The sequence below is a fragment of the Nonomuraea sp. NPDC049129 genome (assembly GCF_040648495.1).
Classification (GTDB): Bacteria; Actinomycetota; Actinomycetes; order Streptosporangiales; family Streptosporangiaceae; genus Nonomuraea.
This window is the reverse complement of sequence record NZ_JBEZDU010000005.1, coordinates 307281-329627: the sequence shown is the minus strand read 5'-3', so window position 1 is coordinate 329627 and position 22347 is coordinate 307281. Positions and strand designations below refer to the sequence as shown.

21 protein-coding genes are annotated in these 22347 nt (G+C 70.9%); 8 read left to right on the top strand and 13 right to left on the bottom strand.

Going from position 1 to position 22347, the window contains the following annotated elements:
- Positions 1-17: 17 nt before the first annotated feature.
- Positions 18-941: an aldo/keto reductase gene (locus tag AB0B64_RS17515; RefSeq protein ID WP_357950526.1), complete on the bottom strand. Its 924-nt coding sequence runs from the start codon at positions 939-941 to the stop codon at positions 18-20.
- 97 nt (positions 942-1038) lie between these two features.
- Here AB0B64_RS17515 and AB0B64_RS17510 point away from each other — a divergent pair, with 97 nt between their 5' ends.
- From AB0B64_RS17510 to AB0B64_RS17490, 5 genes are all read left to right on the top strand, one after another.
- A complete protein-coding gene (locus tag AB0B64_RS17510; protein ID WP_357950528.1) occupies positions 1039-1398 on the top strand; it encodes a MerR family transcriptional regulator in 360 nt (119 codons plus the stop codon).
- A 35-nt stretch (positions 1399-1433) separates the two neighbouring features.
- Complete coding sequence (locus AB0B64_RS17505; RefSeq protein WP_357950531.1) at positions 1434-2864, top strand: penicillin-binding transpeptidase domain-containing protein; 1431 nt, start codon at positions 1434-1436, stop codon at positions 2862-2864.
- A gap of 468 nt (positions 2865-3332) precedes the next feature.
- The gene (locus tag AB0B64_RS17500; protein ID WP_357950534.1) at positions 3333-4631 is read left to right on the top strand and encodes an ABC transporter substrate-binding protein; all 1299 of its coding nucleotides are present in this window, start codon (positions 3333-3335) and stop codon (positions 4629-4631) included.
- Positions 4632-4691: 60 nt separating this feature from the next.
- Complete coding sequence (locus tag AB0B64_RS17495; RefSeq protein WP_358178362.1) at positions 4692-5573, top strand: sugar ABC transporter permease; 882 nt, start codon at positions 4692-4694, stop codon at positions 5571-5573.
- The gene (locus tag AB0B64_RS17490) at positions 5570-6427 is read left to right on the top strand and encodes a carbohydrate ABC transporter permease (protein WP_358178360.1); all 858 of its coding nucleotides are present in this window, start codon (positions 5570-5572) and stop codon (positions 6425-6427) included. Before AB0B64_RS17495 ends, AB0B64_RS17490 begins: the two co-directional genes overlap by 4 nt.
- On the opposite strand, the gene AB0B64_RS17485 is transcribed toward AB0B64_RS17490, so the two are convergent.
- The 9 genes from AB0B64_RS17485 to AB0B64_RS17445 all read right to left on the bottom strand — a co-directional run bounded on the left by AB0B64_RS17485 (position 6417) and on the right by AB0B64_RS17445 (position 16470).
- Complete coding sequence (locus AB0B64_RS17485) at positions 6417-7436, bottom strand: 2-hydroxyacid dehydrogenase (protein ID WP_357950542.1); 1020 nt, start codon at positions 7434-7436, stop codon at positions 6417-6419. The genes AB0B64_RS17490 and AB0B64_RS17485 overlap by 11 nt on opposite strands.
- Complete coding sequence (locus tag AB0B64_RS17480; RefSeq protein WP_358178358.1) at positions 7433-8047, bottom strand: histidine phosphatase family protein; 615 nt, start codon at positions 8045-8047, stop codon at positions 7433-7435. Before AB0B64_RS17480 ends, AB0B64_RS17485 begins: the two co-directional genes overlap by 4 nt.
- Positions 8044-9540 (bottom strand): FGGY family carbohydrate kinase, encoded by a 1497-nt coding sequence (locus tag AB0B64_RS17475; protein WP_358178357.1) that lies wholly within the window; start codon positions 9538-9540, stop codon positions 8044-8046. Before AB0B64_RS17475 ends, AB0B64_RS17480 begins: the two co-directional genes overlap by 4 nt.
- A complete protein-coding gene (locus AB0B64_RS17470) occupies positions 9537-11012 on the bottom strand; it encodes an FGGY-family carbohydrate kinase (protein WP_358178355.1) in 1476 nt (491 codons plus the stop codon). The genes AB0B64_RS17475 and AB0B64_RS17470 overlap by 4 nt, the downstream gene beginning before the upstream one ends.
- A complete protein-coding gene (locus tag AB0B64_RS17465; protein WP_357950554.1) occupies positions 11012-12244 on the bottom strand; it encodes a sugar ABC transporter permease in 1233 nt (410 codons plus the stop codon). The genes AB0B64_RS17470 and AB0B64_RS17465 overlap by 1 nt, the downstream gene beginning before the upstream one ends.
- The gene (locus tag AB0B64_RS17460) at positions 12241-13032 is read right to left on the bottom strand and encodes an ATP-binding cassette domain-containing protein (RefSeq protein ID WP_225291926.1); all 792 of its coding nucleotides are present in this window, start codon (positions 13030-13032) and stop codon (positions 12241-12243) included. Before AB0B64_RS17460 ends, AB0B64_RS17465 begins: the two co-directional genes overlap by 4 nt.
- A gap of 18 nt (positions 13033-13050) precedes the next feature.
- Positions 13051-14139 carry a sugar ABC transporter substrate-binding protein gene (locus tag AB0B64_RS17455; protein ID WP_357950557.1) on the bottom strand — a complete coding sequence of 363 codons (1089 nt, stop codon included), beginning with the start codon at positions 14137-14139 and terminating at the stop codon, positions 13051-13053.
- Between the two features lie 256 nt (positions 14140-14395).
- A complete protein-coding gene (locus AB0B64_RS17450) occupies positions 14396-15361 on the bottom strand; it encodes a sugar-binding domain-containing protein (RefSeq protein WP_225291924.1) in 966 nt (321 codons plus the stop codon).
- Between the two features lie 122 nt (positions 15362-15483).
- Positions 15484-16470: a winged helix-turn-helix domain-containing protein gene (locus tag AB0B64_RS17445; RefSeq protein WP_358178353.1), complete on the bottom strand. Its 987-nt coding sequence runs from the start codon at positions 16468-16470 to the stop codon at positions 15484-15486.
- Positions 16471-16581: 111 nt separating this feature from the next.
- Here AB0B64_RS17445 and AB0B64_RS17440 point away from each other — a divergent pair, with 111 nt between their 5' ends.
- Complete coding sequence (locus AB0B64_RS17440) at positions 16582-17877, top strand: MFS transporter (RefSeq protein ID WP_358178351.1); 1296 nt, start codon at positions 16582-16584, stop codon at positions 17875-17877.
- Here the strand turns inward: AB0B64_RS17440 and AB0B64_RS17435 are convergent.
- Positions 17843-18811 carry a LacI family DNA-binding transcriptional regulator gene (locus AB0B64_RS17435; protein WP_357950565.1) on the bottom strand — a complete coding sequence of 323 codons (969 nt, stop codon included), beginning with the start codon at positions 18809-18811 and terminating at the stop codon, positions 17843-17845. The genes AB0B64_RS17440 and AB0B64_RS17435 overlap by 35 nt on opposite strands.
- An 81-nt stretch (positions 18812-18892) precedes the next feature.
- Here AB0B64_RS17435 and AB0B64_RS17430 point away from each other — a divergent pair, with 81 nt between their 5' ends.
- Both AB0B64_RS17430 and AB0B64_RS17425 read left to right on the top strand, forming a co-directional pair.
- Positions 18893-20074 (top strand): MFS transporter, encoded by a 1182-nt coding sequence (locus tag AB0B64_RS17430; RefSeq protein ID WP_358178349.1) that lies wholly within the window; start codon positions 18893-18895, stop codon positions 20072-20074.
- Between the two features lie 13 nt (positions 20075-20087).
- The gene (locus tag AB0B64_RS17425; protein ID WP_358178347.1) at positions 20088-20747 is read left to right on the top strand and encodes a hypothetical protein; all 660 of its coding nucleotides are present in this window, start codon (positions 20088-20090) and stop codon (positions 20745-20747) included.
- A 15-nt stretch (positions 20748-20762) separates the two neighbouring features.
- On the opposite strand, the gene AB0B64_RS17420 is transcribed toward AB0B64_RS17425, so the two are convergent.
- A complete protein-coding gene (locus tag AB0B64_RS17420; RefSeq protein WP_358178345.1) occupies positions 20763-21320 on the bottom strand; it encodes a cysteine dioxygenase family protein in 558 nt (185 codons plus the stop codon).
- Positions 21317-22177, bottom strand: a complete 861-nt coding sequence (locus AB0B64_RS17415; protein ID WP_357950577.1) for an amidohydrolase — start codon at positions 22175-22177, stop codon at positions 21317-21319. The genes AB0B64_RS17420 and AB0B64_RS17415 overlap by 4 nt, the downstream gene beginning before the upstream one ends.
- Positions 22178-22347: the final 170 nt, after the last annotated feature.

The window sequence follows — 22347 nt, the reverse complement described above, 5'->3', positions numbered from 1 at the left end:
GGGCCGCGGTGCCGGTCTCAGCACGCCGCGTCCAGCCGGGCGCGTAGCTCGTCGTCCAGCCGTACGTCCGCCGCGCCCAGAGCCTCCTCGAGCTGGGCCATCGTGGAGACGCCGACGATCGGGACGTGCCCGTCGGCCAGCAGCCAGGCCAGCACCACCTGGTTGGGCGTCGCCCCCACCTCCGCCGCCACCGCACGCAGGACCGCGAGCCGCCGGGTCGTACCCGGATGCTGGTAAATGTCGGGGATCGGGCGGTCGGGCCGTGTGTAGGCGCCCGCCATCAGCGTGTTGTACGCCCACAGCGTCACGTCGGGCTCGGCGCGTACATACTCCAGCGTCTCGTCCGTCGCCAGCGCGTGGCCAGACTCGGCCAGCCGCGTGAGCGGTCGCGGGCGCAGGTAGGTGTGCCGGAGCTGCAGGCATGTGTACGGCAGCCAGCCCCGCGCCGCCGACAGGTTCCTGGCCCGCTCGGCCCGCCAGGTGGCCAGGTTGCTGGCCCCTACGCTGCGGATCCTGCCCTGCCGGGCCAGGTCGTCGAATGCCCCCAGGGTCTCCTCCAGGGGTACGGAGCGATCCTCGATGTGCGACCAATACACATCTATGTAGTCCGTCCGCAATCTCCGCAGGCTGCCCTCGATCGCCTTGCCGATGGAGGCGGCGGACAGTCCCTCCGCCGAGGCGAGCGTGTCGTCGCCGGGTACGGTGGGCCGGGCGCCGGTTTTCGTGCTCAGGAAGATCCGGTCCCGGTTGCCGCGCGCCGCGAGCCAGGAGCCGATGGCCAGCTCGCTCTCGTCGCCCGTGCACCCCGGCACCCAGAACGGATAGTTGTTGGCCGTGTCCAGCATGGTGCCCCCGGCCTCGACGAACCGGTCCAGAATGGCGAAGGTGTCCTTCTCGTCGACCGCGGTGCCGAACGGGATCGTGCCCAGTGCGATGTTCATGGCCGTGATCGTGAAAGCTGGAGTGCGCTCCATGTCAAGCCGGCCTCTGCTGAGAAGTGGTTGACCTGGAGTCGGCTCCAGGTGCGATGCTTCTGCCGTGAGCGTCTACACACCCGCGGAAGTGGTCGAGGAGACCGGCTTCACCCTGGACACGTTGCGCTACTACGAGAAGATCGGCCTGCTGGAGCCTGTCGGCCGCAACGCCGCAGGTCAGCGCCGGTTCACCGAGGAGGACGTCGGCTGGCTCGGCACGATCCGCTGCCTGCGCGACACCGGCATGCCGATCGCCGAGATGCTCCGCTTCGCCGACCTGGTGCGGCAGGGCGACCACACGATCGCCGACCGCATCAAGCTCCTGGAGGAGCACGACGGCCGCGTCCGGGAGCAGATCGCCAACCTCACCGAGCGTCAGCGCTACATCCACAACAAGATTTCCTACTACCGCAGAGTCGTCTAGCCCTGTCTTTGGGGTCCGGTTGTTAGACCGGGACCATGGCCGGGCCCAGGGCGAGACGGATCAACATCCCGCTGCGCCGCGTCGCCAAGGGGTGCGCGATGCTGCTGTTCGCGGTGCTGGCCAACATCACGGTGATCCAGGGGTTCGGGGCGCGGGGGCTCAACGCCGATCCGCGCAACCAGCGCTCCGCCATCGCCAGGTTCGACCATCCGCGCGGCGACATCCTCACCTATGACGGCACGACCGTCGCCGTGAGCCGTCCGACGGCCCGCGGGCCGTACGCGTATCGCCGCGTCTACCCCCACGGCGAGCTGTACGCCCCAGTGACCGGGACGGCGTCGCTCAGCCGGACCACGGGCATCGAGGGGGCCGCGGACGACGTCCTGTCCGGCGACGACTCGAGGATCCAGGTCCGTTCGCTCGTCCGGCACGGCAGGGCCCGCGGCGCCGACGTCCGGCTCACGATCACCGACCGCGCGCAGACGGCCGCGTACGAAGGCCTCAGGGCGGCGGGCCGGCCGGGCGCCGCGGTCGCCGTCAACCCGGCGACCGGCGCGATCCTCGCCCTGGCCAGCTACCCGTCGTACGACCCCAACGCCTACACCACCACCGACCCCGCCGAGCTGGCCAAGACGGACCGGCGTCTGCGCGGCGACCCCGCCGGGCCGCTGGTCAACCGGGCGGTCAGCCAGAGATATCCGCCCGGCTCCGCGTTCAAGCTGGTCACCACGGCCGCCGCGCTGTCGTCGGGCGAGTACTCGCCCACCTCACGGGTCGATGCCCCCGCCCGGCTGCGGCTGCCCGGCAGCACGGCCTACCTGCCTGACACGGGCGGGTCCTGCGGCGATGCCCGTCCGACGCTGCCGGACGCCTTCCGGTCCTCCTGCGACACCGCCTTCGCCGGCATCGGCCTCCAGCTGGGGCAGGACATCCTGCGTGACCAGGCGGAGGCGTTCGGCTTCAACGACCGCGACCTCACGATCCCGCTGCAGGTCACCGCCAGCACCTACCCCCCGAACATGAACCGGGCCCAGACCGCCCTGTCGGCCATCGGGCGGCATGACGTCCGGGCCACGCCGCTGATGATCGCCATGCTGTCGGCCGCCGTCGCCAACCACGGCGTCCTCATGCGCCCGTACCTGGTGGAGGATGTACGTCTTCCGGACGGCTCGCTCATCGATCGGGCCGACCCGGCGCCGTACCGGGTGACCATCCCCGCCACCCTGGCCCGCCAGCTCACCTCGATGATGCTCACGGTCACCGGTGCCGGCGGTTCCGGTACGGCGTCCGCCATCCCGGGGGTGGAGGTGGCGGCCAAGTCGGGGGCAGGGGAGGACCACGCGCTCTTCACGGCGTTCGCCCCGGCGGACACGCCGGAGGTGGCCGTGGGCGTGGTCCTGGAGCACGCCGCGCCGTCGACCGCCGCCCTCATCGCCCGCGCCGTCCTGGAGGCGGCACTCTCCTGAAGTGGTACGCCAACACGCGCTCACCGGGATGACCTCGGCACTCTTCTCCTCCTACATATGGCGCTGCACAGACCTCTCTACACATCTCCGGGGTCGAACGGTTACATCCTCGAATGGCCATCTCGACGCATGCGGTGTCCCGTCCACATGTCTAACGTTCTGCATGTGATCGACCGCACCTTGCGATCTCGCCTCTCAGTCAGGGGGCGTCGTGGCTCGATCCAATGGGGCGTCGCGTGTCCAGGCGGAGCTTGGCCTCCTCGGAGGGGTGGGGGTCTGGTTCCGGACGCGTGACAGCGGGCTCGAGCCGCGCAGGGCTCGGGCCCGCCCACCATCTGCTGGTCGTCGCGCCTATGCGGACCTGTTATCAGCACATGCCTTGACGGCTCCAAGTGCGAAGTGGGTTGATTGCCCTACTGACAACGTTGTCAACCTTCACCACTCGGGGTTTCGAAGGGACGGTGTGCGATGCGACGACGGTGGTTGGCGGCCGTCGCGATCACTATGGCGAGCGTGCTCGGCCTGGCCGGCTGCGGTGGTAGCGGCGGCGGCGCAACGGCGAGCCCGCAGGCCACGGGTGGCGGCGAGAAGAAGCAGGTCGAGGTGTTCTCGTGGTGGACCGGGCCGGGTGAGGCCGACGGTCTGAAGGCGATGCGGGAGATCTTCGAGAAGGAGAACCCGAACTACACCTTCTTCGACGCGGCGGTGGCGGGCGGCTCCGGCGACAAGGCCAAGGCGCTGCTGCAGTCGAAGTTGCAGGCGGACACCCCGCCGGACACTTTCCAGGGTCACGCGGGCGCCGAATTGCAGGGCTACATCAAGGCAGGCGACCTGGAGGACCTCAACTCCCTCTATGACGAGTTGAAGCTGAAGGACGTCTTCCCCTCCCAGCTGATCGACCAGATCAGCGTGGACGGCAAGATCTATTCGGTGCCGGTCAACATCCACCGGTCGAACGTGCTGTGGTTCAACCCGAAGCTGCTGAAGGAGGCGGGGATCGCGGCCGCGCCCAAGTCGGTCGACGAGTTCATCGCCGACCTGGGCAAGGTGAAGGCCAAGGGCAAGATCCCGCTGTCCATCGGCTCGGAGTGGACCGTGGTGCACCTGATGGAGAGCGTGCTGCTCGGCTCGCTCGGCACCGACGCCTACAACGCGCTGTTCAAGCCGGGCGCCAACTGGGGCAGCCCCGAGGTGAAGAAGGCGCTGGAGAGCTTCAAGACGATCATGTCGTACGCGGGCGACCCGCAGGACGACTGGCAGCCCGCGGCCAAGCAGGTGGCCGACGGCGAGGCCGCGTTCAACGTCATGGGCGACTGGGCCTACGGCTACTTCCACAACCCGCCGGACGGCGGCCTGGGCAAGAAGTCGAAGGAGGACTTCGACTGGGCGCCCTCTCCCGGCACCGAGGGCACCTACCTGTGGCTGTCCGACAGCTTCACGCTGCCCAAGGGCGCCAAGAACCGTGACGGGGCCATCGCCTGGCTCAAGGTCGCGGCCAGCAAGGAGGGACAGGACGCCTTCAACCCGAAGAAGGGCTCCATCCCCGCCCGTAAGGACGCCGACCAGTCGCTCTACACCGACTACCTGGCGGACGCGCTGAAGGACTGGTCGAGCAACAAGCTGGCCGGCTCCATCCAGCACGGGGTGTCGGTGAACCAGCCGTGGCTGGCCTCGATCACCGAGGCGGTCGGCCTGTTCATCGGCAGCAAGGACGTCGCGGCCCTGCAGAAGGGGCTCGTCGACGCGGCAACGGCCAACGCGCAGTAATTGCGGTCACCCGGGTACGGCAGGCGTTTCGCGCCTGCCGTACCTCTTGGAGGGGATGTTGTGAGGCGGGCACGCACCTGGCTGCCTGGGTTACTCCTCGTCACGCCGTCCATCATCGCGATCGGCGTGTTCGTGTACGGCATGCTGGGCTGGAACTTCCAGCTGGCCATGACCGACAAGCACGACGAGGTGTCCGAGGGCAAGTTCGTCGGGCTGAAGAATTTCGTCGACATCTGGGACCTGCCTCGATGGCACATCTCGGTGCAGCACGCGATCATGTTCACGCTCGTGTTCGTGCTGGGCGCGCTGGTGCTCGGCTGGTTCCTGGCCTTCCTCATGGAGAAGGGGATCAGGGGCGAGGGGACGTTCCGGGCGATCTACCTGTTCCCGATGGCCATCTCGTTCGTCGCGACCGGCATCGTGTGGCGGTGGCTGATGAACTCGGGGATGGAGCAGCGGGCGGTCGGGCTCAACCGGCTCTTCGACTGGATCGGGCTGCCGCAGTGGCAGTGGTTCCGGGATCCGGACTGGGGGATGGCCGCGATGGCCCTTCCGGCAGTCTGGCAAATGTCCGGATATGTCATGGCACTGTTCCTGGCGGGGTTCCGTGGTGTGCCGGAGGAACTGCGCGAGGCGGCGCGGGTCGACGGGTGCAACGAGTGGGGCGTCTACCGGCACGTCGTGCTGCCGATGCTCCGGCCCGTGACGCTGTCGGCGCTGATCATCCTCGGGCACATCTCGCTCAAGGTGTTCGACCTGATCGTGGCGGTGTCGGGCAAGCAGATCATCACCGACGTGCCCGCCGTGTTCATGTGGGTGGCGGTGTTCGACTCCCACGACCCGGCCAAGGGCGCCACCATCGCCTCGTACATCGTGCTGAGCGTGGCCGTCTTCGTCATCCCGTACCTGATCTGGTCCGTGCGTAAGGAGAGGCGTTCATGACCGCGGTGATCGGGCGCCGGCGGGTGTCCACCGGGGTGCGGCTCGTCCTGCTGATCGCCTTCGTGGTGATCTTCCTGATCCCGATCTACGTCCTGCTGGTCACCAGCTTCAAGCCGCTGACCGAGGCGGACCCGAGCCAGGCGTGGAACCTGCCGCGGACCTGGACCTTCGAGGCGTGGCGCGTGGCGTGGGAGAAGCTGGCCCCGGGCCTGTGGAACTCCGTCCTGCTGGCCGTGCCGGGCTCGCTGCTGTCCTGCGTGCTCGGCTCCATGAACGGCTACGTGCTGTCGAAATGGCGCTTCCCGGGCGCGGATGTGCTGTTCACGCTGTTCCTGTTCGGCATGTTCATCCCCTACCAGGGGGTGATGATCCCGCTGGTGCAGCTCCTGGTGAACCTCAACGAGCTGACCGGGCTGCAGGGCGTCTTCTACGGCGGCATCCCCGGGCTGACGCTGGCGCACGTGGTCTACGGCATCCCGATCTGCACGCTGATCTTCCGCAACTACTACGTCACCATCCCGGACGAGCTCATCGAGGCGTCTCGGGTGGACGGCGCGGGGATGCTGCGTACGTACTGGTCGGTAGTGCTGCCGGTGTCCGCGCCGGCCATCGCGGTGGTGATCATCTGGCAGTTCACCTCGATGTGGAACGACTTCCTGTTCGCCGTCTTCCTCACCGGGCCGACCAGTTGGCCGACGACCGTCATGCTCAACAACATCGCCGGCGCCCAGGCCACGCCGTACAGCCAGCAGATGGCGGCGGCGATTCTGGCGTCGGTGCCGACGATGCTGATCTACGTGCTGCTCGGCCGGTTCTTCATGCGCGGGCTGATGGCCGGCGCGCTCAAGGGATGAGCGCCGCCGGGTTGGCCCAGTGCTTGAGCGGCTCCTTGCGGACATAGCGGGCCACGTCCTCGGCGACGATCTCGGCGGCCTTCATGGCCGTCTCCTTGCTGGCGCCGGCCAGGTGCGGGGTCATCACCAGGTTGGGGGTCGTGAGGAGCCGCGACCCCGCCGGGATGGGCTCCTCGGGGAAGACGTCCACCGCGGCGCCGAACAGGTGACCCGACTCCAGCGCGTCGCACAGGGCGTCGTAGTCGAGCAGCGAGCCGCGCGCGCAGTTGACGATGACGGACCCGCGAGGCATCGCGGCGATCTGCGGCGCGCCGATCATGCCGATGGTCTCGGGGGTGGCCCGCGCGTGCAGGGAGAGGAACTGGGAGCGTTCGAGCAGCTCGTCCAACTCCACCTGTCCTGAAATTTCCACGTAAGGGTCGTAGACCAGGACCTCCGCCCCGAAGCCCTCCAACATGCGGGCCACCCGGCGGCCGATCGCCCCATAGCCGACCAGGCCCGCCGTGGAGCCCTCCAGCTCGGGCCCGACGTTGTCATAGGTGTAGTAGTCGCCCCGCCAGACGCCCCCCGCCAGGTCGGCGTGCGTCTGGGGGATGCGGCGGGTGGCCGCGAGGAGCATGGCCAGCGTGTGCTCGGCGGTGGCCACGGCGTTGCGTCCCGGCGCGAACGTGACCGCGACCCCCGCCTCGGTGGCCGCGTCCAGGTTGGCGTTGACCGGGCCGCCCCGGCTGACACAGAACAGCTTGAGCTCCGGCGACGCGTCCAGCACCCGCTTCGTCAGGGGGGCCATCTGGGTCACGCAGACCTCGACGCCGCGCAGCGCCTCGATCAGCTCGTCCTCCACATCGGACGCCTCGTCCACCTCGCTCACCCGGCCGAACGGCACCTCCGGCCACGGCAGCGTCAGCTCGCTGATCTCCACCTCACCGGGAACCGCGTGCCGGAGCGCGTCGATGAAGAGGCGGTTCTGGACGAAGTGGTCGCCGGCGGCGAGGACTCGGATGGTCAACGAAGAGCTCCAATCGGGGAGTTGTACCGCAGGATCGCCACCTGGCCGTTCCGCGGGCGGATCTCGGTGATGGCGCAGTTGTCCAGGCTCGGGAAGAGCCGCCGGTACTCGTCCAGCGGCACGCCCATGAGCCGGCACAGCGCGATCCTGATGACGGTCGTGTGGGCGACGACCATCACCCGGCCGTCGGGATGGGCCGCGGCGATGTCCCGCAGACACTCGGTGAACCGGTCGGCCGCGAGCTTGGGGTCCTCGCCGCCCGGCAGTGGGTTCGTGGCGGGATCGGCCTCGAAGGCGGCGCGGGCCTCGGGGAAGAGCTCGCGCATCTCCGCCGCGGTCAGCCCGTCGGCCTGGCCGAAGTCGAGCTCCCGCAGCCGCTCGTCCACCCGCAGGTCGACGCCCGCCGCCTCGGCGCTGGCGGCGGCGGTGATGCGGGCCCTGCTCAGGGTGGACGCCCAGACGGCCGCAAGCCCGGCCCGGCCCGCCCAGGAGGCCAGCTGCCCGGCCTGGTCGAGGCCGCGCGGGGTCAGCTCGACGTCGCTGAGCCCGGCGTAGCGGTTCTCGGCATGCCAGACGGACTCGCCGTGGCGCACCAGTGCGATGTTGGTCATGGCGCGGTCCTCTCACGGGCGTGGTCGGCGGCGCTCGCGGGCAGCCAGCCGCGTCCTTCCAGTTCGGTGACGAAGCGTAGGTAGGTCTCGTCCATGCGGGGTCCGGCCGGGTCCACGACCGCGCGGGTGCGGATCATCCCGGCCGCGTCGCCCTTGTCTCCCGCGGCCAGTACGGCCATGCCGAGCGCGGGCTCGGCGTTCTCCCGCAGCGTGACGGGCCGCCCGAGGACGTCGGCGCGCAGTTGGTTCCAGTACGCGCTCCTGGTGGCTCCGCCGGTGAGCACGATCTCCCCGTCCGCCGGGGCGCCCAGCAGGTCGAGATAGTCGAAGCAGAGCCGCTCGACGAACGCCGCGCCGCGCAGGATCGCCACGTAGCGCTCCACGTCGTCGGCGGGCCGGCCGAGCGTGAACCCCTCGGCCTCGGGCGCCACGAACGGGAACCGCTCCCCGCGCGACACGAGCGGATAGGTGACGACTGGCTCCCCGGCGCCGCCGTTGGCGGCGGGACCGAAGTGGGCGGCGGGCCCGAAGCCGGCGGTGGGGCCGTAGCGGGCGGCGGCCCGGGTGCTCAGCGCGTCGAGGTCCTGTCCGGCGAACTCGCGGGTCAGCACCCCCGCGCCCGTGCTCGACGCGCCACCCGGCAGCCACGAGCCGTCCGGCGCGCGGTGCGAGTAGACGACGCCCAGCGGGTCGTGGATCAGCTCCCTGGTGACGCCCTTGAGCACCAGGGTGGTGCCCATGACGGAGTTCCAGCTGCCCGGCGTCATCGCTCCGGCGCCGAGCTGCGCCGCGCACCCGTCGGTGGTCCCGGCGATCACCGGGGTGCCGACCGGGATGCCGGTGCTCGCGGCGGCCTCGGCGCAGACCGTGCCGAGCGTGGTGCCGGGCCGTACGACGTCGGGCAGTGTCTCGGCGGGCACCCCCAGCTCGTCGAACACCTCGTACGGCCACCGCTCCTCGATCAGGTCCACGCCGGTCTTGAGCGCGTTGCTCAGATCGGTGGCCACGTCGCGCCCGACCAGGCGCCGGTTGACGAAGTCGTTCTGGTGCGCCAGCCGCGCGCCCGGCGGGGCGTCAGGCAGCAGCCACAGCAGCTTGGGCAGCGCCCAGTTGGCCTGCATACGCTGGTAGCCGAGCCGCTGCCAGACGGCCGCGCCGACCGAGTCGATCCGCGCCACCTCGGCCGCCGCCCGCCGGTCGTCGTACATCAGACCGGGGGTCAGCGCGGTGCCGTCGGGGCCGGTCAGCAGGATCGTGCCCGAGGTCGCGGCCACGGCGACGCCGCGGATCCGCTCCGGCGGCACGTCGCGCAGCGCCTCGCTGGTGGCGGCGGAGAGCTGCCGCCACCACTCCTCGGGGTCCTGCTCGTGCCGGGGCCCGTCGCGGTGGCTGGTCAGCGGCCTGCTCGCCGCGCCGAGCACTTCGCCGCCGTCCGTGACGGCCATCGCCCGGACGCTCTGCGTGCCCAGGTCCACACCGATCCAGACGCTCACGAGCGCCCCCGCATCTCGGCGAGCAGCGGCCATGATCGGGCGCTGGTCTCGCGCAGGGCCAGAAAGTCCTGGTACGCCGTGCCGTACGCGCCGGACTCGGGTCGTACGGCATCCCGCAACCGGACGTACCGGTCGGCCGCCGCCTCGATGCTCGTGGCCGCGCCCGTGGCGGCCAGGCCGACCAGGAAGGCGCCCCTGGCGCCGACCTCGGCGTCTCCCGATCGGAAGACCGGCAGGCCGGTGACGTCGGAGATCATCCGCAGCCACAGCGCGCTGGCCGAGCCGCCGCCGCACACCCGCAGCTCGTGCGGCCCGTCACCGGAGGCGGCCAGGCAGTCCTGGATGACGAGGGTGAGCCCTTCGAGCACGGCCCGGGCGACGTGCTCGCGCCCATGCTCGAAGGACAGGCCGAGGAAGGCGCCCCTGGCCAGCGGATCGGAGAACGGCGCGCGCTCACCGGCGGGGGAGAAGTAGGGCTGGAACGACAGCCCGCCCGCGCCCGGCGGGCCGGTGGCGGCCAGCTCGCCCAGCTCGGCCGGGCCGTCCAGGCCGAGCAGCCGGCAGGCCCACTGCAGAACCTCGGTCCCGGCGAAGGTGGGGAAGGCGCGCAGGTAGCCGTCGGGCATCGCGATCGTGATGCCGACGGGCTCGCCGTCCAGGTCGGGCCGCTCGACGACGGTCTCCGTGCAGAGCGTGGTGCCCAGGATGCTGCACGCCTGGCCGGGGCCGACGGTGCCGGCGCCGATCGCGGTGGCGGCGATGTCGTAGGGCGCCATCACGACCGGTGTCCCGGCGGGCAGCCCGAGGAGCTCGGCGGCCTCGCGGGTCAGGGCGCCCACCCGGCGCGTGTCGTCGCGCAGCTCGGGCAGCAGGCGATCGGCCCACTCCAGGCCGAACATGGCCAGGAGCGCGGGGGAGTAGGCGCGGGTGCGCAGGTCCATGAAGGGGGCCGAGCCGTCGGACTCGTCGGCGGCCAGCTCGCCGGTCAGCCTGGAGAAGATCCAGCCGCCGCACGACAGGTTGGCGGCCGAGCGGGCCAGCCGGTCGGGGTCGTGCTCGTTCAGCCAGGTCAGGATCGCGTGGGGGAGCCCGGAGGCGGCGGAGGAGCCGTTGACGCGGAAGGCGTCGGCGGCCAGCCCCGAGCGGTTCCAGTGGTCGACCGTGGCGGCGGCGCGGCCGTCGTTCCACAGGATCGCCGGACCGGTGGGGCGGCCCGCCCCGTCGACCAGCCAGCAGCCGTCACCCTGCGCGGTCACGGCCACGAAGTCGGGCGCGGTGCCGAGCCGGGACGCGACCTCGCGGACCGTGCCGGCGACCGCGTCCCAGACGGAGTCCATGTCCTGCTCGGCCTGGCCGGGCGCGGGCCTGGAGACGGTGGTGCCGTGCCGGGCGACGGCCGTCTCGGCGCCCGTCTCGTCGTATCCGACGGCTTTGATGACCGTGGTCCCCGCGTCGACGCAGATGACCGCCATCAGGCGCGTCCGTGGGAGGTCCGCGACTTGCGGGCGATCGAGTCGACGACGACCGCGAGCAGCAGGACGATGCCCGTGACCACGAAGCGGATGGAGGAGTCGAGGTTGAGCAGGGTCAGCCCGCTGGAGATCGACTGGATGACGATGATGCCGAGCAGCGCGCCGAAGGCCGTGCCGCGCCCGCCGAACAGGCTCGTCCCGCCGATCACGGCCGCCGCGATGGCGTTGAGGTTGACGTCGCCCGCGCCGCTGCTCTGGTTCGCCGCGGCCAGCCGGGCCGCCGCGAGGATGCCGCCCACCGCCGCGAACGACGAGCAGAGCACGAACACCGAGGTGTAGATGGCCCTGACGTTGATGCCCGCGCGGCGCGCGGCCTCCACGTTGCCGCCGACCGCGTAGACGGCCCGGCCCCACTTGGTACGCGACAGCATGTAGTGCATGATCAGCACCAGCGCCACGAAGAAGATGAACATCCAGCCGATGCCGCGGGTCTGCCCGAGGTAGTAGACCACGAAGGCCAGCACGGCCAGCAGCGCCAGGCTCCTGACCAGCAGCATGGACAGGCTCCTGGCCGACAGCCCGGCGCGCCGCCGCTCCTGGGCGTGCAGGTAGCCGCTGGCGAACAGCCAGACGGCCGCGATCACCGCGAAGCAGTACGACAGCCAGGCCGGTACGAAGTCGAGCTGCGCGAAGTTCACCAGGCCCGAGTCGAACGGCAGGTTGATCGAGCCCTTGGTGCCCAGCACATAGAGCTGCAGTCCGAGGAAGGCCAGCAGCCCGGCCATCGTGATGACGAAGCTCGGCACCCCGAAGCGGTTGAACAGCTGCGCGTACACCCAGCCGATCGCCGCGCCCATGATGACCGCGGCCAGGATGGCCAGCCAGACCGGCAGCCCCTTGACCACGAAGAGCACGGCGAGCACGGCCCCCGACAGGCCGCTGACCGAGCCGACCGACAGGTCGATCTGGCCGACCAGCAGCACGCAGACGATGCCCAGCGCGATGATGCCGGTCGCGGCCGACTCCAGGGTGAGGTTCACCAGGTTCGCGCTGGACAGGAAGATCGGGTTGAGGATCTGCAGCACCGTCCAGATGACGATGAGCCCCACCACGACGGGGATCACACCCAGGTCGCCGCCACGGGCCCGCTCGACCACGTCGGCGATCGCGCCGCGCACCCCTTCGTTCGCGCTCAGCCGCTCGTCCTGGCGGTCCGTGAGCGTGCTGTTCATGAGGGCAGACCTTCCTTGCGGCGCGCCTGGCGCTGGGAGACCGCATTGTCGGTGGCGCCGGTGATGGCGGCGATGATCTCTTCGGTGGAGACCGCGCCCACGTCGAACACCCCGTTGTTGCGGCCGAGCCGGAGCACGGCCACGGTGTCGGCCACGGCCTGCACGTCGGCCATGTTGTGGCTGATCATGATGACGCCGAGGCCGTTCTCGCGCAGCCGCTCGACCAGGTTGAGCACCTCCGCCGTCTGGGCGACGCCCAGGGCGGCGGTCGGCTCGTCGAGGATGATCACCTTGGGGTCGCCGAGCAGCGACCTGGCGATGGCCACCGTCTGGCGCTGGCCGCCGGAGAGCGCGGCCACCGGCACGCGGACACTCGGGATCTTCGCCGACAGCTGGCGGAGCAGGTCCCAGGAGCGGGTCTCCATCGCCACGTCGTTCAGCCGGAGCGGGCGGACCTCCTGGCCCAGGAACAGGTTCTGGATCACGTTGAGGTTCTCGCACAGGGCGAGGTCCTGGAACACGGTGGCGATGCCGAGCTTGTGCGCCGCCGCCGGCGTCGGGATGTGGATGTCCCGCGACTCGAAGGTGATCGTCCCCGAATCGGGCGGATGCACCCCCGACAGGATCTTGACCAGCGTCGACTTGCCCGCGCCGTTGTCGCCGACGATGGCCATGACCTGGCCCGCCGCGACATCGAGGTCGATGTCGGTGAGCGCGGCGACCGCTCCGAACGTCTTGCTGATCCCTCGCAGGGACAGAACGCTGTCCGCTTGCTGTGTGGGCGACAAGGCCGCTCCTCCCTAGCCTTACTTGATGCCGAGCTCGGCGCAGCCCTTGGCGTATTCGCCGGTGCACACTTCGCCGGCCTTCATGATGCCGCTGTCGAACAGGACCGCCTTGATGTTCTCCTTGGTCACGACCGTGGGGACGAACAGCTGGGACGGGGTGTTGTAGAGCGTGGTCTTGCCCGCGGGCTTCTTGCCCTGCATGAACTGGTAGGCGACGTCGGCCGACGCCTCCGCCACGATCTTGATCGGCTTGGAGATCGTGTTGTACTGGTCGCCGGCGATGATCCGCTGGGCGGCGGCCGGCTCGGCGTCGTTGCCCGTGACCGGCGGCACCTTCACGCCGGCCGCCTTGAACGCGGCGATCGAGCCGCCGCCGGTGCCGTCGTTGGCCGCGACCACGCCGGCGATCTGGTCCTTGAACTGCGTGATCTGGCCGCTGACCCAGGTCTGGGCCTTTTCCGGCTGCCAGTCGGGAGTGTCGTACTCGGCCAGCAGCTTGAAGCCGCTCGGGTCGATCGCGCTGTGGATGCCCTTCTTGATCAGGCCGGCCGCCGCGTCCGTGGGCGAGCCGTTGACCTCCAGGAGGCCGCCCTGGATGTTCTCCTTCTTGAGGTGGTCGACCAGGGACTGGGCGATCATGTTGCCGATCTTCTCGTTGTCGAACGAGATGTAGTAGTCGGCGGGCGTGGCCGGGATCGGCCGGTCGTAGGCGATGACCGCCACTCCCTGCGACTGCGCCGTCTTGACCATCGTGGCCGCGGCGGCCGAGTCGACCGGGTCGAGCACGATGGCCTTGACGCCCTGCGCCAGGGCCGAGTTCGCCTGTTGCTGCTGCTTGGCCGCGTCGGAGTCGGCGTTCTGGTAGATGACCGTGCAGCTCGGGCAGAGCTGCTTCATCTTGGCCTCGAACAGCGGCTTGTCCTGCAGTTCGTACCTGGTGGAGGCGAGGTCGGGCATGAGGAAGGCCACCTTGGCGTTCTCCGCGCCGCCGCCCGCCTTGGTGCCGCTGTCACCACCGGTGGAGCCGGAGCCGCAGGCGGCCAGCGCCGACCCTGCGATGACTACAACCGCGGCGAACGCGGAGGTCCGCATCTGAACTCTCTTCACGGGATATTTCCTCACTCACTACGTCCTCACGGACTCGCTGATCGCGTCGCTCCCCCGAAAACGCCACGGGAGACAAGCCGCTCACAACCGGCCACGTCCTGTGGTGTGGCTCACGCTAGCGCGAGGTCTGAATAATTGTCCAGCAAAAGTGTTCAGGGCCTAGGCCTGGTTTTGGGCAAGAAGTGGTCGTTTGGGGTTCGTTCCCGGTTTGTCGGGTGTTTATCGGGACGTCGCTGTCAGGAGCGTCGGCTGCTTGTCAGGAACGGCGTGCCGCGGCGAGCAGGCCCTCGGCGGTCAGGACGTCGGTGACCAGCTGGTTGAAGTAGCCGCCCTTGGCGCCCGCGATGATCGACAGCACCTTCTCGGCACCCACCGCGACGGCGATCGACGACGGGATGCGGCGTAGTTCGTGCAGGCCGGGGGCCACCAGGCGCTCGCTGCCCGGGTAGGAGACCGGCTCGCCGGCGCGGTCGTACACACGCATGCAGACGTCGCCCACGGCCTCGCGCAGGCTCTCCGCGTCGCGCGGCATGAAGGCGGGCACGACCTGCCGCATCAGCGGCGCGGAGCCGACGCCGACGATGGCGCACTTGGCGTGCGCCCACAGGTCCATGACCTTGCGTACCGACGGCTCGTGCTGGAGCGAGTAGAACAGCTCGGGCCCCGGCAGCGCGGGCGCGTACAGGTAGCTGGGCACGCCGCCGACGCGTTCGGCCAGGATGCGGGTGGTCTCGTTGGTCTGGAACCACGGCTGCGGCTCCTCCTGCCCGCCGACGGCCGGTGCGATGGTGACGCCGGGGAACTGCCCCAGCCCCTCGCGCGCGCACTCGTACACCGTGCTGCCGGACGAGACCAGCACCACGTCGCCCGACTCCAGCCCGACCCCGGCCAGGGCACGGGCCAGCCCCGGCGCCAGCCAGGGTCCCAGCGCCGGGCCGCTGACCTTGGGGACCAGGTGGACGCGCCGCAGCCGCAGCGCCTCGGCCACGCTGGCGGCCAGGGGGCCGTCCTCGAGGGTGGCGGGCCGGTGCACCTTGATCTCGACGATGCCCTGGCGGCGGGCCTCGGTGAGCAGCCGGCTCACGGTCGCCCTGCTGACGCCCAGCCGCTTGGCGATGTCGGCCTGGGTGGCGTCTTCGAGGTAGTACTGGGTCGCCGCCGCGTACATGAGATCGTGCGGGAACCGGGCCTGCGCCTCTGGCGCGACATCGGCGGCCTTCATGCGCGCGCTCCCTCGGCCTGAACAGTTGTGCTGGACAGATGTGACTATACCTTCGTGCCCTCGGATCACGGGGGTATCGAGTCTGCCGAACTATCATCGGTCCTCGCGCGCGTACCCGTGCTTCAGTTGTTTCCCGCTACGAGGGCGTCGCCGAGTGGAGTGCGGGCGTACAGGACGGCGCGGCCGGTACGGGTGCCCGCGATGAGGCCGGTGCGGCGCAGGGCGGCCAGGTGGCCGCCGGTGGTGCCGAGGCTGTGCCCGAGCAGGGCCGCGAGGTGGGTGGTGGTGGCGGGCACGGCGAGCTCGGCGAGAATGCGGGCCCGGGTGCGGCCGATCAGCACCGCCAGGCCCGCCCCCGCACCCGCCGCGGGCACCTCGACGGCCGTGCCACGGGCCGGGTACGTGAGCGCGTACGGCCACGCGTCCTCCAGGTAGGCGCCCACGGCGGGCACGAACGCCGACGGCAGGAACAGCAGCCCCTTGCCGCCGAGCCGGTGCCGCTCGTCGCTCTGGCCCATCCGGACCTCGATGTACCCGTCGCCGTGCCATCGGACCTGCTCGCTCAGGTCGTCGAGCGCGGCCGCCCAGCCGTACGCGGCGAGCCGGCCCGCCCGCTGCACCACGTCGCGTTCCAGGATCGCCTGGAAGCGCGGCCAGTCCTTGGAAAGGATCTCCGTCCACAGCGTCTCGTAGGCGTCGGCCAGTACCTGGACGACGTCGGGTCCGAGCAGCAGCGCCCTGGTCCACTCCGGCACGGGTGGCCGCTGGGCCAGGACCGAGGCGATCTCGGCGTGCGCCTGCTCGACCGGAGTCGTGCGCATGGCGGCCAGTTCGGTGTCGAACGGCACGCTCATCCCGGCGGGCGGCGGCGCGATGAAATCGACGTTGCCGGTGCCCTTGTTGCCGGTGATCGCCGCCATGGCGCGCAGGGCGGGGAGGCGGCCGGCGAGCTCCTTGTACCGCTCGTGCCATCTGTCCACCCACCGCCGGTGCGCGCCCGCCCTGGTCCGCCCTTCGAGCACCCACTGCGCGTGCATGGTCTCGATCAGCGGCGAGATGGCAAACCGGCTGGCCACCACGTCCTGCGGGGTGACCTCGATCCTGAACACCTTTCGTTTATATCCGAAAGATTCGCCCTCGCCGGGCGTGGTCCCGCAGCATCGTGACCGGCGGCTCCGAGACCTCCCTCCGGAGCCGCCCTTTCACGATGGGGGTGCGGGTTGACCGAGCGTGGGGCCACCTTCGGGCAGGTGTTCGCGGTACGGGAGTTCCGGGTGCTGTTCGGCAGCTTCGCGCTGCTGATCTCCGGGGACTCGATCAAGATGCTGGCGCTGTCGGTGCTGGTGTACGCGGAGACGGGGTCGCCCGGGCTCTCGGCCGCCGCGTACATGGTCGGGTGGCTGCCGTACATCCTGGGCGGGATGTTCCTGCTCTCGCTGGCCGATCGGCTGCCGCCGCGGGCGGTGATGGTCGCGGGGGAGCTGGTCAGGGTGGTGGTGTGCCTGTTGCTGGCCTTCGCCGGACTGCCGGTGCCGGTGATGCTCGGGCTGGTGCTGGTGACGGGGTTGTTCGCGCCGGTGTTCGGGGCGGCGCGCAGTGCGTTGCTGCCGGACGTACTGCCCGGGGACGCGTTCGTGCTGGCCCGGTCGCTCATGGGGGTTACTTCGGCGGGCGCCCAGATCGCGGGGCTGGCCGTGGGGGGTGCCTTCCTGGCGGTCACGGGGCCGCGCGGGGCGCTGGCGATCACGGCAGGGCTCTCGGCGGTGGCCGCCCTGGTGCTCCGGTACGGCCTGCCTTACCGGCCCGGCCGGGGCGCGGCTGCCGGTAGTACGGCGGCTGGTGGCGCGGCGGTGGGTGGTGCGGAGGCGGCTCGCGGCGCGGGCGGTGGGGCCGTGCGGGTGACTCTGCGGGTGAATCGGTCGCTGCTGGTCGATCGGCGGGTGCGGGGACTGCTGCTGGCGAGCTGGCTGCCGAGCACGTGCATGGCCGGGGCCGAGGCGATGGTCGTGCCCTACCTGGGTGGCCAGGGGCAGGCGGGGGTGGTGCTCGCGGCGGCGGCCGGTGGGATGGCGGTCGGGGAGTTCGTGGTGGGGCGGTTCGCGGCTCCGGCGGTCAGGGAGCGGTTGTCGCTGCCGCTGGCGGTGCTGATCGGGCTGCCGTGGCTGGCCTTCCTGGCGGCGCCCGGCGTGGCGTGGGCGGCGGTGCTGGCCGCCGTGTCCGCCGCCGGGGTGTCCTACCAGCTCGGGTTGCAGCGGCGCTTCGTGGATTCGGTGCCGGAGGAGGCGCGCGGCCAGGCGTTCGGACTGCTGTCGGCCGGGCTGATGACCGGGCAGGCGATCGGCGCGGCGCTGATCGGTGTCCTGGGGGAGGCGATCGGTCCGGGACCGGCGATCTTCGCGGCGGGCGTCGCGGGCGTCCTCGTCGCCCTGGCCCTGTCCGGCGCACTACGCCCGGAAGCTCGCCCCGTCTCCGCCTCGGAGGTCACGGAGGTAGTTCGCCCGAGCCGCGGGGGATGAGGCGTACCGGCAGCTCGACGTGCTCCGACGGCCCGCCGTCCCCCGCCAGGCGGCGGAACAGCAGCTCGGCGGCCACCCGGCCCATCCCGGCCGGGTCCTGGGCCACCACCGTCACGCCGGGCGTCAGCAGGTCGGCCAGCTCGAAGTCGTCGAACCCGACCAGCCCCATCCGCCGCCCGCCCAAGGCACGCAGCGCCGTCACGGTGAGCCGCCCGTTGCCGGTGAACAGGGCGGTCGGCGGCGCGTCGAGCGCCAGCATGCGCTCCAGATCGTCCCTGACCGTCTCGGGCGTGGGGGCGCGCATCGCCACCAGCCGGGGATCGAAGAGCGGGCCGAGGGCCGCGCGGTAACCCGCCAGCCGCTCGGCCGCCGTGTAGATCGACGGATGGTCGCCGAGCATGGCGATCCGCCGGTGGCCGTGCGCCAGGAGATGGCCGACGGCCTCCCTGGCGCCGCCCGCGTTGTCGCTGAGCACGGTGTCGACGTCCAGCCCTGGTCCGGGCGGCCGGTCGGCGAACACCGCGGGCGTCCCGGCGTCGAGCTCGGGACGCAGATAGGAGTGGTCGTCACCGGCCGGCACCACGATCAGACCGTCGACCCGGCGGGCGCAGAAGGTGCGTACCAGCTCGCGCTCCCTGGTCGGCTTCTCGCCGGACGAGCCGCTCAGCAGCAGGCAGCCCTCGACGATGACCACGTCCTCGACCGCCCGGCTCAGCCCCGCGTAGAACGGGTCGGCGACGTCCTCGATGACCAGCCCGACGGTCGCGGTGCGGCCCCTGCGCAGCACGCGCGCGCTCTCGTTGCGGCTGTAGCCCAGCCGGTCGATGGCCTCGCGCACCCGTTCGGCCGTCGCCGGGTTGACGCCCGGCTCGCCGTTCACGACGCGCGAGACCGTCTTGAGCGCCACCCCGGCTGCCGTGGCGACATCCTTCATCGTCGGTCTCACCCTTGGATCCTTTCCCAAGTAAGACGGCCAGACAACGTTGTCAGAGCGTTATGCGAGAGTAGAGGTTCTATGCCCCTGAGATCCGCACTCCTCGTCGCCGGGTTCGTGCTGGCCGCGCTGAACCTGCGGCCCGCGATCGCCGGTATCTCCCCGCTCCTCGACGAGATCATGAACGACGTGGGCCTCACGCCCGCCGCCGGCGGCGGGATCACCACGGTGATGGTGGTCTGCCTGGGCGTGTTCGGGCCGATCGCGCCGCTGCTCGCGCGCCGGATCGGGCTGGACCGCACGCTGCTCGCCGGGCTCCTCGTGCTCGCCGCCGGCGTGGTGCTGCGCGGCCTCGACGGCATTCCCGCGCTGTACGCGGGCTCGGCGATCGCGGCCACCGCCATCGCCGTGATGAACGTGGCCATGCCCGGCATCACCAAGGAATATTTCCCCGACCGGGTCAATCTGATGACCGGCGTCTACAGCTCCGCGATCGTGGGCGGCGCCGCGACCGCCTCGGCACTGGTCATCCCCGTCGAGCACGCCACGGGCTACGGCTGGCGCGGTATGTCGGCGCTGATGGCCGTACCCGCGCTGATAGCCGCGTTGCTCTGGCTGCCGCAGGCGCTGCGCGGGCAGGCGGGGCCGCAGGGCGGGCCGCGGCCGTTCGGGGTGGTGCTGCGCAGCCGGGTCACCTGGTATGTGACCGCGCTGATGGGCCTGCAGTCGTTCACCTTCTACGTGCTGCTGGCCTGGCTGCCGACGATCTTCCATGACGCAGGACTGCCCGCCGACCAGGCCGGCTACCTGCTCAGCGTGACGAACCTGGTCCAGGTGGGCGCCACGCTCGGCGTGCCGATCCTGGCCGGGCGGCGGCCGTCGCAGGTGCCGTTCGTGATCGGGGCGGGGCTGCTGACCGTGGCCGGCTACCTCGGCATGTTGCTGGCCCCGGTCGCCGCGCCCTGGCTGCCGTGGCTGTGGATGGTCGTGCTCGGGGTCGGGCAGGGGGCCTCGTTCGCGCTGGCGCTGCTGCTGATCGCGCTGCGTGCGCCCGACCCGGCGTCGGTGACCGCGCTGTCGTCGGTGGCGCAGTCGGTGGGGTACGCGGTGGCCGCGCTGGGGCCGGTGCTGTTCGGGCTGCTCAGGCAGGTGTCCGGCGGGTGGACGGTGCCCTTGCTGACGGGGCTCGGGGTGCTGGGGGCGCAACTCCTGGCCGGCTGGTTCGCGGGACGCCCTGCTACGTTGGACAAGGCTTACCGGTAGCGGAAGGACTCACGTGCTGACGGAGGCGCTCCAGCGGTTGGCCGACGAGCGCGGCGGGGTGATCGGGGTCGAACCCGGCCTGGTCATCACGCCGGACGAGACCTGGACGGCCGCCTCGGAGCTGCTGCGCCCGCCGTACGCCCTGCTGGAGGAGCTGGTCGAGCAGACGGCGGCGCGCTGGAGCGCCCCGCGCCACGTCGGTGCCGCGCTGTTCTGGAAGACCTACGGCTACTGGCACACGCTGCCGATGGCGCTCGGCTGGGCGCTCGACGGGCGGGTGCCGACCATGCGGCCGGCCGAGACGTACTTCAAGGTGTCCGGGGCGGGGGTGACGATCGCGGCCTCCCGCGTGAGCTGGGGCTCCGGCGTCGCGCCGATCAGGCGGGCGCTGGCCGAGTCGCAGGAGCCGCTCGTACGCGTGCTCAGCCGGATGGCCAGAGTGGGTGAGCGGACGCTCTGGGGTTCGACCGCGGAGGCGTTCGCCCACCCGTTGACGCAGTTCGTGGCGGGTGACTACATGGCGCTGCTGGCCGAGATCGGCAAGCCGGTCGACGGGCTGATCGAGCCCGCCGACGACGGCTACTTCCGCAGGACCTGCTGTCTGTGGATCGCGCTGCCCGACGTGGAGCCCTGCGCGAGCTGCTGCGTGCTCAGGCCACCACGCCGTTCCTAGCCACTACGGCCTCTCCTAGGCCACCACGGCGTCGTCCATCGGACGAAGCTCGTCGGCGTAGCTGACCGAGACGCGGCGCATGACGCCGGTGTCGTCGATGGAGTACTGGCCGAGCCGCCACAGCGGCGGCGAGTAGGCGTGGATCGAGACGCTGTTGTCCACGGCGCCGTTGAGCCGGTGGATGTGGTCCGGGCCGAACGAGAACGACTGACCCTCCGACACCACGGTCTCCAGGTGCTCGCCGCCGATGCGCGGGTTGCACTCCAGCAGCGCCCCCTGGACCACGTGGACCGCGCCCGAGGAGATGTCGTGGTCGTGCCAGCCCGTGTCGTCCTCGGGCCGCCAGCACAGGAGCCAGACGTCGACGTAGGCGTCACGGTAGAGCGAGGCATAGTGCCGGCCGCCGTCGGCGGGGAACTCCACCTGATCGCGCCACTCGGCCGGGTTGGCCGCCAGCTCGTTCACCAGCTGGCGCAGCTCGCGCCGGTCCAGTGTGCGCTCCGGGAGCTGAGCACAGGCACCCCCGTCCTGGGTCTGGTTAATGCCGGGGTGCTCGATGGTCTGCTCGCTCACGTACGGGTCTCCTTTCGGCCGAGTAGACGACGGGGATTGGTGACCCGGATGGCGTGGGCGGCTGCCTCGCCGAGTCCCGGGTCTGGTGCGGTGGCGTAGGGGGCGTCGGAGCCGTTGACCACGACGTCGACGCCGAGCTCGCGGACGATCGCGTCGATCGCGCGCGGGCCGTACGAGGAGGTCTCCACGAAGCAGCCGGGGTCCACCAGGCCGCGGCCCGTGCCGCCCCTCGCGATCAGTCGCTCCGAGTGGAGCGGGGCCAGCCCGGCCAGCAGCGCGAAACACACGCGCAGCCTGGGGTGGCGCGGTCTGACGACCGCGTGGAAGTAGTGCCACGACGCGTGCATCTGCTGGACGTACGGCACGAGCGCGGGCCACCAGGACGGTGTGCCGGGCGTGGCCGCGGCCGGGCCCGGATGGACGAACAGCGGCAGGTCCCGCTCCGTGAGCACGTCCAGCAGCCGGTCGTCGGGCAGGGCCGTCGCCGGGATCTGCAGCCCGGCGAACCCGCGGTCGAGGTCCTTGGCCAGGCGCTCGGGATCGGGCTCGCTGTGGCAGGTCGAGGCCCACGCGCCGAACGGCGCGGGCAGCCCGAGCGCGCCCTCGTGATAGGCGTCGAGCAGCGGCCACGCCTCCTCCGGAGGCAGGAACTCGATGCCGAGCGGGCTGGACAGCGAGACCAGGGCCAGCTCCAGCCCGGTGACGTCCCGGTCGGTGTGGTCTGCGGGGTCGACCTCGTAGGGCGGTTCGCCGTCGAGGATCAGCGTCCAGCCGTCGAGGTAGGGGGGTGCGGTCCGATCGCGGAGCGCTTCGACGAATGTTCGGGTCCACAAATGCTGATGGATGTCGATGATCACGACCACACCTCCCTCTATTTCCTACTAGTATTGCAGGTAAACCTATCACGCTGGAACTTCGAGACTGTGAACCGTTTCAGTGATACGGTTCAGTGAACCGCTTCACTGGACAAATGTCAACGGTGGGCCGCTTGCCCCCCGATAGGGACGAACCCCGCCGGCGGCTTCTT